The 11,626-nt window shown below is 72.7% G+C and carries 9 protein-coding genes; 4 read left to right on the forward strand and 5 right to left on the reverse strand.

Features of this window, described 5'->3' with window-relative positions; all coding sequences use genetic code 11:
• Positions 1–102 precede the first annotated feature (102 nt).
• Positions 103–1,938, reverse strand: a complete 1,836-nt coding sequence (locus tag GQS09_RS22960) for an ABC transporter ATP-binding protein (RefSeq protein WP_165989262.1) — start codon at positions 1,936–1,938, stop codon at positions 103–105.
• Between the two features lie 172 nt (positions 1,939–2,110).
• On the opposite strand from GQS09_RS22960, the gene GQS09_RS22965 reads away from it, so the two are divergent.
• Entirely contained in the window at positions 2,111–2,416 is a 306-nt protein-coding gene (locus GQS09_RS22965; RefSeq protein WP_165989264.1) for a hypothetical protein, read from the forward strand.
• Positions 2,417–2,510: 94 nt separating this feature from the next.
• On the opposite strand, the gene GQS09_RS22970 is transcribed toward GQS09_RS22965, so the two are convergent.
• The 3 genes from GQS09_RS22970 to GQS09_RS22980 all read right to left on the reverse strand — a co-directional run bounded on the left by GQS09_RS22970 (position 2,511) and on the right by GQS09_RS22980 (position 5,486).
• Positions 2,511–2,987 (reverse strand): ATP-binding protein, encoded by a 477-nt coding sequence (locus tag GQS09_RS22970; protein WP_243761696.1) that lies wholly within the window; start codon positions 2,985–2,987, stop codon positions 2,511–2,513.
• 373 nt (positions 2,988–3,360) lie between these two features.
• Positions 3,361–4,131, reverse strand: a complete 771-nt coding sequence (locus GQS09_RS22975) for an enoyl-CoA hydratase/isomerase family protein (protein WP_165989268.1) — start codon at positions 4,129–4,131, stop codon at positions 3,361–3,363.
• Between the two features lie 101 nt (positions 4,132–4,232).
• A complete protein-coding gene (locus GQS09_RS22980; protein WP_165989270.1) occupies positions 4,233–5,486 on the reverse strand; it encodes an Ig-like domain-containing protein in 1,254 nt (417 codons plus the stop codon).
• Between the two features lie 550 nt (positions 5,487–6,036).
• Here GQS09_RS22980 and glgX point away from each other — a divergent pair.
• The gene (gene glgX / locus GQS09_RS22985) at positions 6,037–8,352 is read left to right on the forward strand and encodes a glycogen debranching protein GlgX (protein WP_399552585.1); all 2,316 of its coding nucleotides are present in this window, start codon (positions 6,037–6,039) and stop codon (positions 8,350–8,352) included.
• 508 nt (positions 8,353–8,860) lie between these two features.
• The gene (locus GQS09_RS22990; RefSeq protein WP_207958172.1) at positions 8,861–10,546 is read left to right on the forward strand and encodes a SpoIIE family protein phosphatase; all 1,686 of its coding nucleotides are present in this window, start codon (positions 8,861–8,863) and stop codon (positions 10,544–10,546) included.
• Between the two features lie 24 nt (positions 10,547–10,570).
• Here the strand turns inward: GQS09_RS22990 and GQS09_RS22995 are convergent, their stop codons facing one another.
• Positions 10,571–10,879: a DUF2087 domain-containing protein gene (locus GQS09_RS22995; RefSeq protein ID WP_165989275.1), complete on the reverse strand. Its 309-nt coding sequence runs from the start codon at positions 10,877–10,879 to the stop codon at positions 10,571–10,573.
• A gap of 244 nt (positions 10,880–11,123) precedes the next feature.
• Between GQS09_RS22995 and GQS09_RS23000 the strand changes: the two genes are divergently transcribed.
• Positions 11,124–11,626, forward strand: a 503-nt coding sequence (locus GQS09_RS23000; protein WP_207958173.1) for a hypothetical protein, incomplete at its 3' end; no start/stop codon positions are given.

Below are 11,626 nucleotides of genomic sequence, written 5' to 3' on the forward strand. Positions count from 1 at the left end.
GGCCGGGCGGCGCGGGGCTGCCGTCCGGGCCGCCGGTGCCGCCGCCCCCGCCGGCCCCGGGTTTGTGCCGTGGGTCCTTCTCCTTGTCCTTGACTGGGGTGTTCATCGGACACCAGCCCCCTGGGTCTCGCCGGTCAGCAGATAGCGGTATTCGGCGCTGCTGTCGAGCAGCTCGTTGTGGGTGCCCACGGCCGCGATCCGGCCGCCGGAGAGCAGCGCCACCCGGTCGGCGAGCATCACGGTGGACGGCCGGTGCGCCACCACCAGCGCGGTGGTGCCGGCCAGCACCTCGCGCAGCGCGGCCTCCACCCGGGCCTCGGTGTGCACGTCCAGCGCGGAGAGCGGGTCGTCCAGCACCAGGAACGGCGGGCGGCCGACCACCGCGCGGGCCAGTGCCAGGCGCTGCCGCTGGCCGCCGGAGAGGGACATGCCCTGCTCGCCGACCTGGGTGTGCGGGCCGGACGGCAGGGCCTGGACGAAGTCGTCGGCCTGGCTGACCCGCAGCGCGCGGGCCAGCTCCTCGGGCCCGGCCTGCCCGTCCGCTCCCATCAGGACGTTCTCCTGCACGGTCGCGGAGAACAGGGTGGGCTCCTCGAAGGCGACGGCGACCCGCTCCCGCACCTGGGCGCGGGAGAGCGTGGCGATGTCCTCGCCGTCCAGGGTGATCCGGCCGGAGGTGGCCTCGTGCAGCCGGGGGACGAGGTTGATCAGGGTGGTCTTGCCGCTGCCGGTGCCGCCGACCAGCGCCATGGTCTCGCCGGGCCGGATGTGCAGGTCGACGCCGTTCAGCACGGGCGGGGCATCGGGCGGCGCGTCCGGATAGCGGAAGACGACGTTCTCGAACCGCATGCCGCGTGGCGCCGCGTCCGCTCCGCCGGAGGCGGGGGAGCGGGAGGCGGCCGGGGACGGTGCGGACGGCGCGGCATCGGCGGGAACCCGCTCGTCCATCACCTCGAAGTAGCGGTCGGTGGCGGTGGCCGCCTCGTTGCACAGCGCCAGCAGGAAGCCGAGCGACTCCACCGGCCAGCGCAGCGCCAGCGCCACCGCCATGAAGGCCACCAGGGTGCCCGCGGTGATGGTGCCGTCCGCCACCCGCAGCACGCCCAGCACCAGGGCGCCGCCGAGGAACAACTCGGGCAGCCCGTAGATCACGGCCATGATCGCGCCGAGCAGCCTGGCCTTGCGCAGCTCGGTGCGGCGCAGCCGCTGCGACAGTTCGCGGAAGGCACGGGCCTGGCTGCGGTGCCGGCCGAAGCCCTTGATGATCCGGATGCCCAGGACCGATTCCTCGACCACGGTGGTCAGATCGCCGATCTGGTCCTGGGAGCGGCGGGAGGCGACCGAGTAGTGGCGCTCGAAGACCGCGCACACCGCGACCAGCGGCACCACCGGGATGATCACCACCAGGCCGAGCAGCCAGTCCTGGTGGAGCAGGATGCCGCAGCCGACGAGAATGGTGGTGCTGTTGACCACCAGGAAGGTCAGCGGGAAGGCCAGGAACATCCGCAGCTGGGTGAGGTCGCCGGTGGCGCGGGAGAGCAGCTGTCCGGAGGCCCAGCGGTCGTGGAAGGAGACCGGCAGCCGCTGGACGTGCCGGTAGATGTCGGCCCGCATGGCCGCCTCGACGCCCGCCAGCGGCCGGGCGACCAGCCAGCGGCGCAGACCGAACAGCAGGGCCTCGGCCACGCCGACCACCAGCAGCAGCAGGCCGCCGGCCAGCACACCTGCGGTGTCCCGGTCGGCGATCGGGCCGTCCACGATCCAGCCGAGCACCAGGGGGAAGACCAGGCCCATGCTGGCGGCGACGACGGCGACACCGGCGGCGGTGAACAGGCGGGCCCGCACCGGCCGGACATACGGCCACAGCCGCAGCAGGGAGCGGACGACGGAGCGTTTTCGGGCAGGGGCGTCTTCGGGGGTATGGGCGGAGGCAGACATCAGGACCGAGCTTACGTTTGGCACCTGACAGTTCTCACTCGGATTTTCGGCTGATCCGGTCGGTCCCTGGTCCTGGTCCGTCCGGCCCGGGCCGGGCCCGGGCGGGGTCCGCGGCGCCGCCGTGCGGAGCCGCCGGGGGACGGCTGTCCGAGGGTGGTCCTAGGCTGTGCGCATGAGTCAGCAGAGCGAGTGGCAGGTCCTGCAGACCGCGCTGCGCACCGCGTCCGACATCGCCTTTCTCGAGGAGCGGCCGCAGGGCGAGCAGGCCGAGGTGCTGGTGGACGCGCTGCGCCGGGCGGTCTCGGCGGCGCTGGCGCTGCGCGACGGGCCGGGCGACACCGGCTGCCGGGTGCATCCCTACGGACCGGTGGATCCGCTGTACGGGGACAAGGAGGATCCGCTGCCGCCGGGGTGGGGCAGGTGCCTGCTGTGCAATGACCGCCGCCGCCGTGCGGGCGCGCGACGGCGCTCCGCCTGAGCGGCGCGGGAGCGTCCGCGGCAGGAGCCGCCCCCGCCGCGGTCCGCGGCCGGCGGAAGGTTTCGGCGGCGAGGGCGGACCGCGCTGCGGTGCCTCAGCCCCGGCCGCCGGTGACCCGGAGCTCGAACCAGGTGGACTTGCCGTTCGGCTTCAGATCGACTCCCCAGCGGCCGGCCAGGTGGTTCACCACGATCAGGCCCCGGCCGGTGAGCGCCCGGTGGTCGGGCGGGAGGAGGCAGGGCAGGGCCCGCGAGGGATCGTGCACCTCCACCCGGGCCCATCCCCGGCGGCGCCGGAAGCGCAGACTGAAGGCGTGGGCCCCGGCGTGCTGCACGGCGTTGCCGACGAGTTCCGACACCAGCAGGACCGCGTCCTCGGTGAGCCGGTCGGGGAGCAGCCAGCGCACCTGGAGCTGATGCCGGGTGATCCGGCGGGCCACACCGGCCGATTCGGGTCTGGAGAGCAGCCGCACCTCGCCGTCCGTGGGGTCCGTTCTGCGGGTGCGTGATGCGCGGAGGAGGCCTTCGTTGCTGCTGCCGCCCGGCGGAGCCGTCTGCGCCATTGCTGCCATGCGTCCATGATGGCGTGCATATGCCATGCCTGGGGCCGTTTCGACGGCAACTCAACATTACGGTTTGACTGATTTCTTCCGCTGCCGTGTACATATGCCAACGGCAGTTGAGGGAGTGATCAGCGTGATGACCAGCGATGACGGGGCGCGAGCGGGTGATCACGGGCGGTGTGACGCGCGCTCCAGGATGCCGGATTTAAGCTTTCGCTAAGCCGCACTTGACCCTCACTTAAGGAACTTCTGTTCGCTTATGAGCACACCCGTGCGAGCGAGAGGCGGTTTTCCGCCACGCCATGCGATGCGGGGCCCGGCCCCGGCAGCCCGGGACCGCGGTGCGGGGACCGGCCGGGCGGCCGGGGCCGGGCCGGAGGGCTCAGCGGGTGAAGGTCGCCTTGCCGGGGCCCTCCTCGACAAAACTGCGCATGCCGATCTCCCGGTCCTCGGTGGCGAACAGCGCGGAGAACCAGCTCCGCTCCAGCGCCAGACCGGTGTCGATGCCCGCCTCCAGACCGGCGTCCACGCACTCCTTGGCCGCGCGCAGCGCCATGGCCGGCCCCGCGGCCAGCCGCGCCGCCCAGGACTGCGCCTCCCGGTACACCTCGTCGGCCGGCACCACCCGGTCCACCAGCCCGATGGCGAGCGCCTCCCCGGCCTTCACCTGACGCCCGGTGAAAATCAGGTCCTTGGCCCGGGACGGGCCCACCAGCCGGGACAGCCGCTGGGTGCCGCCGGCCCCCGGGATCAGGCCGAGCAGGATCTCCGGCTGGCCCAGCCTGGCGTTCTCCGCGGCGATCCGGACGTCGGCGCACAGCGCCAGCTCGCAGCCGCCGCCCAGCGCATAGCCGGTGACCGCGGCCACCACCGGCTTGGGAATCCGGGCCACGGCGGTGAACGCGTCCTGCAGGCCGCGCGAGCGGGTGACCATCGCGGCATGGTCCATCGCCCGCATCTCCTTGATGTCCGCGCCGGCCGCGAACACCTTCTCGCCGCCCCAGATCACCACCGAACGCACGTCGTCCCGGCGGGTGATCTCCTCCGCCAGCTCGCGCAGCCGGTCCTGGAGGGCGATGTCCAGCGCGTTCATCGGCGGCCGGTCCAGGCGCAGGGTGCCGACACCGTCGGTCACGTCGAGATGCACAGTCATGCGCGTCAGGTTAGCCGCCGTTCACAGCGGCGGGGCCGGTGCGCTTGCTCACAGCGCACCGGCCCCGCTCCGCGGTCTCCGCGGTCTCCGCCTGCCGGGGGTCAGGCCCCCCAGGCGGACCAGGCCATGTTCCAGCCGCTCAGGCCGTTGTCCGGGTCCAGGATGCGGTCGTTGGAGTTGACGACCTCGACCACGTCGCCGATCAGCGAGTTCTCGTAGAACCAGTAGCCCGGTGTGTCCGGGTTGTCGGCCCCCTGCGCGTCCTGCAGGCCCACGCAGCCATGGCTGACGTTGGCGTTGCCGAAGGTGGAGGCGCTGGCCCAGTAGTTGCCGTGGATGAAGGTCCCCGAATTGGACAGGCGCATGGCGTGCGGCACGTCCTCCAGGTCGTACTCACCGCCGTATCCGACGGTGTCACCGTTCATCCGGGTCTCCTTGAACTTCTCGGAGATCACCATCTTGCCGTTCCAGGTCTCCATGCCCGGCGCGCCGGTGGTCACCGGGATCGTGCGGAGCACCTCCCCGTTGCGGACCACCTCCATCTGCTTGGTGGACGCGTCCACCGTGGAGATCTGGCTGCGGCCCACCACGAGCGAGCGCTCGTTGTACCGGGTGCCGTAGACGCCGGGCGCGCCCTCCACGCCGCGGGTGCGGAACTTCACGGTGATCCTGGTGCCCGGCTCCCAGTAGTTCTCCGGACGGAAGTCCAGCCGCTGGTTGCCGAACCAGTGGCCCTTGACCTCGACCTCCGGCTCGGTGACCACCTCGATGGCGTCCCGCACCGCGTCGGTGTTCTCGATCGGTGTGTTGAAGGTGATCGAGATGATGGTGCCGACGCCCACCTCGCCGCCGTCCTCGACCCAGTTCCACAGCAGGCTCTGGGTGTCGAAGGTGGCCTCCGCGGCCACCGTGGTGAAGGTGGACGTCTGCTCCACCGTCTCCCCCTCGGGGCTGCGTCCCTTGGCGGTGACGGTGTACTGCGCGCCGTTGGCCAGGGCCTGTGTCGGCTCCCAGCCCGTCTGGTCCTCGGTCAGCTCGCCGGGGACCTCGGTCTGCTCCTCGCCCTCGGGGCCGCCGGTCACCGTGACCTCGGTCAGCGTCCCCTTCTCCGCGGTGACCTTCAGCGCGCCCGTGGTGGCCACGGAACCGGCACCGTCCTCGGGGGATATCAGAATCTCCACGGCCGGGGCGGACGTCTCCTTCCCCCCGCCTCCGCCTCCGCCGCCCGAGCCGTCCTTCTCCCCCGCCTGGCTGCTGCCCGTGCAGGCGGACACCAGCAGCAGCACGACGCCCAGCAGCGCGGCGGTCGCCCCGGTGACACCTCTGCTGCGTCTGTTGCGCGGCTGCGTCCTCACGTCGTTCTCCCCTCGACACTGCACCGCCGGCGCAGACGATCTTCTCTGCGCCGTACAGCCAGGTAATCACACCGTTTCCGGCGTCCAGGCCCCGGAATTGTCACTGTTTCGTTCCAGCGTCTGCCAGGTTGCCGCCGGGGCCGCCGGGCGCCGGGGCGCACTCCGGCCCGGCCGGGGCAAGACGGCGTGCGTCGGGAGGGGTTGCCGGGGTCCGCGGGGCACCGGGCGGGGACCGGAGGCGGCCGGACCGCCCCGCACGAGTGGCCAACTGCACACCGGCACCCCGCGCCGGCCGTGGCCGGCGGTGCGGCGGGCCGTCACCGCGCACACACACGGGACAGGCGGGACAGGCGGGACAGGGGAAGCCGGACGGGTGGCGGAAACGTACCGGATGGCTGCGCAGCGTGACATCCCCGGAAAATCTGATGGAATGTCGGGTGGCTTCCCGGGCGGTGCCGCCTGGTAGGGCGGGTCGGCCACCGGGAAGGAAACAAGTCACGAACATGACGGCAACCCGGATGTCACCGGGTGAAGAGCAGGAGGCGGGCAGGTGTCCCAGGCATACGAGCAAGGGGCCGCCCTCGGTGTGGAGAGCGGCGGGGGCGGCCTCGTCATCGGCGGTGTCGGCGGCCTCCCGTCCCCGGGCGGCAGGCTGGCCGGACTGGTCGCCGAGCTCCCGGTCCGGCAGGAGGTCTGGCCCGGCGCGCCCAACCCGCTGGGCGCCCAGTTCAAGACCGGACCCGGCGGCGTGCTCGGCACCAACTTCGCGCTCTGGGCCGGCGGCGCCGAGGGCGTCGAGCTGTGCCTGTTCGACGACGAGGGCCGCGAGACCCGGGTCGAGCTCACCGAGAACACCCACGAGATCCGGCACGGCTTCCTGCCCGGCGTCGGCCCCGGGCAGCGTTACGGCTACCGGGTGCACGGCCGCTGGGACCCGTGGACCGGAGCCCGCTGGAACCCGGCGAAACTGCTGCTCGACCCCTACGCCCGGGCCGTGGACGGCGAGTACACGCTGCCGCCCGAGGTGTACTCCCACGTCCGCGACTGGCCGGAGCAGGACGTCGCGGACACCGTGCGCGACGACCGCGACTCCGCACCGCATGTGCCCAAGGGCGTGGTCGTGCACGACCAGGACAGCTGGGCCGACGACCGCCGCCCCAAGACCCCGTGGGCCGACTCGGTCATCTACGAACTGCATGTGCGCGGCTTCACCATGCGCCACCCCGGTATCCCGGATCATCTGCGCGGCACCTACGCCGGACTCGCCCACCCGGCCGCCGTCGAGCACCTCACCCGGATCGGCGTCACCGCCGTGGAACTGCTGCCGGTCCATCAGTTCGCCAGCGAGGACCACCTGCTGCGCCGCGGGCTGAAGAACTACTGGGGCTACAACTCCATCGGCTACTTCGCCCCGCACGGCGCCTACTCCTCCTCCGGCACCCGCGGGCAGCAGGTCGGCGAGTTCAAGGAGATGGTCCGTGCCCTGCACCGGGCCGGGATCGAGGTGATCCTGGACGTCGTCTACAACCACACCGCCGAGGCCGGGCAGCTCGGGCCGTGCCTGTCACTCAAGGGCATCGACAACCGCGGCTACTACCGGCTGGGCGAGGACCCGCGCTACTTCGCCGACTACACCGGCTGCGGCAACACCCTGCACGTGGTGCAGCCCCAGGTGCTGCGGCTGATCACCGACTCGCTGCGCTACTGGGTGCAGGAGATGGGCGTGGACGGCTTCCGCTTCGACCTGGCCGCGGCCCTGGCCCGCTCCATGCACGACGTCGACATGCTCTCCCCCTTCCTGGCGGTCATCGCGCAGGACCCGGTGCTGCGCCGGGTCAAGCTGATCGCCGAGCCGTGGGACGTGGGCAGCGGCGGCTACCAGGTGGGCGCCTTCCCGCCGCTGTGGACCGAGTGGAACGACCGCTACCGCGACACCGTGCGCGACTACTGGCGGGCCGCCATCCCGGACGTCCGCGACCTGGGCTACCGGCTCTCCGGCTCCAGCGACCTCTACTCCTGGGGCGGCCGGCGGCCCTATGCGTCGGTCAACTTCATCACCGCGCACGACGGCTACACCCTGCGCGACCTGGTCTCCTACCAGCGCAAGCACAACGAGGCCAACGGCGAGAACAACCGGGACGGCAACAACGACAACCGCTCCTGGAACTGCGGCGCCGAGGGACCGACGGACGACGAGGGCGTCAACGCGCTGCGCCGCCGCCAGCTCCGCAACATGCTCACCACCCTGCTGCTGTCGACCGGTGTGCCGATGCTCGTCGCCGGGGACGAGATGGGCCGCACCCAGGGCGGCAACAACAACGCCTACTGCCAGGACAACGAGACGAGCTGGATCGACTGGTCGCTGCGCGACGATCCCGAGTGGCGCCCGCTGCTGGACCTCACCGCCCGGCTGATCCGGCTGCGCCGCGACCACCCGGTGCTGCGCCGCCGGGCCTTCTTCTCCGGCCGCCGCACCGGCCCGGACGGACTGCGCGACCTGGCCTGGTTCCGGGCCGACGGCAGGGAGATGGCCGCCGAGGACTGGTACGCCCCCGGCCTGACCCTGGGCATGTTCCTCTCCGGGCGGGACATCCCGCAGCGCGACGACCGCGGCCGGCCGGTCACCGACGACAGCTTCCTCGTGCTGCTCCACGCCCATCACCGGCCGACCGGCTTCACCCTGCCCGGCGGGCCCTGGGCCGACCACTACCAGCTCGTCGTGGACACCACCCGGGAGGACCAGGCCCGGCCGCCGGGCACCCAGTACCGGGCGGGGACCGAGATCCCCCTCCCGGAACGCTCGGTCCTCGTGCTGCGCACCCTCCAGGCGCCGCCCGCCGACGGGCCGGGGCCGCAGCCGTCCTGAGACGGCCGGAGCGCCCTGCGGCGGGGCGGCCGGCGGCGGCGCTCAGCGACTGAGCAGAGAAAAAGTGGGAGCGCTCCCAGATCGCGAAGCCCTTAGCGGCGGGGACGGATAGGGAATGGCTGCGCACTATATGGGAGCGCTCCCGCCAAGGAGTACGTTACCCCTGACCCGGCGGCGCGGGCCAGGGGTCGTCGGCGATGAACCGGTCGTCCTCCGAGGAGGTCCCCCTCGGCTCCGCCATCCGGGTGCGGCTCCCGTGTGACCCCGTCATGAAGCCAGAAGCCGCCATGTCATGTCAATGCTCATGACAATCACCCCCCGCCCATTCGGCACCCGCATATGCCGTCACCGCCGGCATGTGCGGGCCGAGCCGTCCGCACAGCCGGCCGGTCCGCGGCGGGTCGTCCCTGCCGCGGCTCCCGGAGCGGCGGAACGACCCAGCGGCGGCCCGGCCGGCCCGACGCTGGGTCGCGGGAGACCGCACGGGATGCCAGAGTGAGAGGTATTCGTGCTCGCCGTTGCGGGGGTGCCGATGGCCGCTCCACCTGAACCCGGTACGGCGGCGGCTTCGTCGCTGGGCGACTGGCCGGCCGGCGCCGACATCACGCTGGCGCTGAACCGGATCGGCCGCTTCGACTGGGATCTGGACCGCGGGCTGATGCATCTGGACCGGACGGCAGAAGAGGTCCTGGATCTGGAGCCGGGCGGCTACGCCCCCACCGTGGAGGACATCGGCGGCTCCCGGCTGCCGCCCACCGAGGGCGCCCGGCTGGACGCGGTGATCTCCCACGCGATCAAGGACCACCGGCCGGGCTACGGCTCCTACATCAAGATCCGCCGCCGGGACGGCGGGCTGCGCTGGACCCACATCCAGGGCCACATCCTGCGCGACGCCGGGGACCGCCCGTACCGGATCATCGGCGTGGTCCGGGACGTCAGCCAGGAGCTGGCCCAGCCTCCCGGGCCGCTCAGCCTGGAGCCCCATCAGGACCAGCAGGCGCAGATGGTCGAGGAGACCACGGCCGCCCTGGCCTACGCCCGCTCCGTGCAGGACGTGCTCGATGTGCTGCAGGGCTCGCGCGGCCTCGGCCGCCTGGGCGTGGTCAGCCTGATCATGGGCTTTGTCGAGGGCAGCCACATCCGGCAGGTGGCCGAGGGCCGGGAGGGCACCATCGTGCCCGAGCTGGAGCTCACCCGGATCACCGACAACTACCCGCTGAGCGAGGTGGTGCGCACCCTCAGCCCGCGCTGGATCCGCTCGCGCCGGGAGTTCGCCGAGAGCTATCCGGAGCTGTGGCCGCACATCGCCGGCCTGGAGGTGACCTCGGCGGCCTACCTGCCGCTGATCGCCCAGGGCCGCCCGATCGGGGCGATCGGCCTGCTGTTCAAGGGGCGGCGCGTGTTCCACCCCGCCGACCGCACCCTGATCACCGCGCTCACCAGCTCCATCGCCCAGAGCGTGCAGCGCGCCAAGCTGTACGACCAGGGCCGGGAGCTGGCCGAGAGCCTGCAGCGGGCCATGCTGCCGCACTCCGTGCCGGAGATCACCGGCATGCGGGCCGCGGTCAGCTACCGCTCCTCCGAGGAGGGCCGGGACATCGGCGGGGACTGGTACGACGTGATCCGGCTGCCCGGCGGTCGGGTGGCCGCGGTGATCGGGGACGTGCAGGGGCACGACACGCATGCCGCGGCCGTCATGGGCCAGCTCCGCATCGTGCTGCGCGCCTATGCCGCCGAGGGCCTGCCCGCGCCCATCGTGATGGTCCGGGCCTCCGCGTTCCTGCGCGATCTGGACACCGACCGCTTCGCCACCTGCCTGTACGCCGAGGCCGATCCGGCCAGCGGGCGGGTGGGCCTGGTCCGGGCCGGGCATCTGGACCCGCTGCTGTGGCGTCCGGGCGAGGAGTGCCACAGCTATCCGGTGATGGGCGCGCTGCCGCTGGGCCTGGGGCCGCTGTCGGCCGCGGCCTATCCGATGACCTCGCTGGAGATGGCGCCCGGCGAGACCCTGGTGATGTTCACCGACGGGCTGGTGGAGCGGCGCGGCGCGGATCTGGAGGAGGGGGTGCGGGCGCTGGCCGCGGCGGTGCCGCAGGGGCCGGCGGACCTGGACGAGCTGGCGGCCTGGCTGTGCCGCCCGACCCGGGAGGGGCAGCGCCAGGACGACGCCGCCATGGTGCTGCTGCGCCGCTGAGCGGCGGCGGCGGGCGGGGCCCGGCTAGGTGATGCGCCGGTAGCTGCTGCCGTCCCTGGTCCGGGCCAGCAGCCCGGCCTCCACCAGGTAGCGGCGCAGGGCCGGGAAGTCGTCGTGCACCGTGAGCAGCGCGCTGTTGACCTCGCCCTCGGTGTAGGAGCGGCCCTGTGCGAACAGCGTCTCGGCCAGATGGGTCAGCAGTGCCTCGCGCCGGGCCGCGCGCCGCGGGACCGCCGTCAGCCGCCCGTCGGCGGACAGCAGCCCGGAGGTCGGGCCGCGCCCGCTCCGGGACGCGGCCTCGCCTCCGGGACCGTACGGTACGTCTTCCGTCATGACGGCACCCTGGCAGGCCGCCGGCCCGCGGGGCAAAGCGTTTTCCGCGCGGCCGGGGCGGGGAACCGCCGCTTCCCGGGGTCTTCGCATCCGGAAATTTAAATGTATTGCGCCGGGAATTTCCGTCCGGCCGGCCCGGGCGGGAAATCCGGGAACCCGCTCCGAGGCCGTCCGATATCATCGCCGAAGTGCACACGCCCCGCGGCGGATTGGGCCTGCCACGGGGCATCACCATGGGGGTCCCATGTGCAAGGCGCGGCACATCCGGGTCCGGACGTCCAGCCGTCTGGCCCGGCTGTGGCAGGAAGAGCTCACCCGCACCGGAGAAGCGAGCCCCGAGGTCACCGGCGAGGCCACGCTGCGCGAGGAATTCGGCGGCCTGCTCGGAAATGCCGCCCGTAACGCATTTGAAACAGCGCTGGGCGCGGACACCCGGTGGGCGTGGCAGGACAACGCGTACCGCCTGGAGACGGACGGCGGCCGGATTGCCTACTATCCGGAAAGCGGGGAGCTGGAAATGACGCTCCGGCTCACCGATGTGGTCACCGTCCGCGGATCTGCGGTGCGCGCCGCGGGCGGCACGGCCGGCGGGCAGCCCGCGGCGGAGAGCAGTGCCCGCTACGACGAGGACGGCTGGGCCGATCCCGCCAGGGAATCGGCCGGGCGCGACGCCGGGCGGGAGGCCCCGGCCGAGGCGCCCCGGGACGCCGGGCGCCGCCTGGGCCGCCGCCTGGAGGAGGAGCGGCG

It is taken from the genome of Streptomyces sp. YIM 98790 (assembly GCF_011421595.1).
GTDB lineage: Bacteria > Actinomycetota > Actinomycetes > Streptomycetales > Streptomycetaceae > Streptomyces.

Coding starts and splice junctions, on each gene's coding strand:
- GQS09_RS22960 (WP_165989262.1), bottom strand. CDS start 1,938: ATGTCTGCCTCCGCCCATACCCCCGAAGACGCCCCTGCCCGAAAACGC.
- GQS09_RS22995 (WP_165989275.1), bottom strand. CDS start 10,879: ATGACGGAAGACGTACCGTACGGTCCCGGAGGCGAGGCCGCGTCCCGG.
- GQS09_RS22965 (WP_165989264.1), top strand. CDS start 2,111: ATGAGTCAGCAGAGCGAGTGGCAGGTCCTGCAGACCGCGCTGCGCACC.
- GQS09_RS22975 (WP_165989268.1), bottom strand. CDS start 4,131: ATGACTGTGCATCTCGACGTGACCGACGGTGTCGGCACCCTGCGCCTG.
- GQS09_RS22970 (WP_243761696.1), bottom strand. CDS start 2,987: ATGGCAGCAATGGCGCAGACGGCTCCGCCGGGCGGCAGCAGCAACGAA.